Origin of the sequence: Streptomyces sp. NPDC014727, assembly GCF_043083485.1 — a bacterium.
Classification (GTDB): Bacteria; Actinomycetota; Actinomycetes; order Streptomycetales; family Streptomycetaceae; genus Streptomyces.
This window is the reverse complement of sequence record NZ_JBIBYR010000011.1, coordinates 1-811: the sequence shown is the minus strand read 5'-3', so window position 1 is coordinate 811 and position 811 is coordinate 1. Positions and strand designations below refer to the sequence as shown.

At 68.2% G+C, this 811-nt stretch carries 1 rRNA gene and 1 pseudogene; both read right to left on the bottom strand.

The features are described from left to right. A pseudogene (locus ACF1B9_RS18645) lies at window positions 1-409 on the bottom strand (hypothetical protein); the annotation flags it as partial. 307 nt (window positions 410-716) lie between these two features. Then, window positions 717-811, bottom strand: a 5S ribosomal RNA gene (rrf, locus tag ACF1B9_RS18640); the annotation flags it as partial.

The following is an 811-nucleotide window of genomic DNA, read 5'->3' as shown; positions in this document are numbered from 1 at the left end:
CGCCGCTCGAACCCACCGCCGGACCGCCCACCACGGTCGTCATCACGACGCGGCCCACGGAAACCACCACGGTCGTCGTCACGACGCGGCCCACGGAAACCACCACGGTCGTCGTCACGACGCGGCCCACGATCACGCTCCCGGTCATCCCGACGGAAACCACCGCCGGAACCACCACGGCTGTCGTCCCGACGGAACCCACCCGAACGCTCATCACGCCGGTCGTCCCGACGGAAACCGCCACCGGAACCGCCACGGCTGTCGTCGTCGCGACGCGGCCCACGCGGCCGGTCGTCCCGCCGCTCGAACCCACCGCCGGACCGCCCACCACGGTCGTCATCACGACGCGGCCCACGGAAACCACCACGGTCGTCGTCACGACGCGGCCCACGATCACGATCCCGGTCATCCCGACGGAACCCGCCACCACCGGTGGGCCGGCTGTCGTCGCGACGGTAGCCACCACGGTCGTTGTCTCGGCGCGGTCCGCCGGAGCGGTCGTCACGACGGCCGCTGAAACCGCCCCGGTCACCACCGTCCCGGCGACGCGGCTCGCGCTCCGAACGATCGTCGGGAGAGTTGGTGGACATCGGTGTGACTCCTGTCATCAAGTGCTACAAGACATTGTCACGCAGTCGGACACCCGACGCGCTACGGGAAAACAAAAGGACCCTTGGTCCCAGCTGAACGCTGGGACCAAGGGTCCTTGAAAGATTGTTCGGCGGCGTCCTACTCTCCCACAGGGTCCCCCCTGCAGTACCATCGGCGCTGAAAGGCTTAGCTTCCGGGTTCGGAATGTAACCGGGCGTTT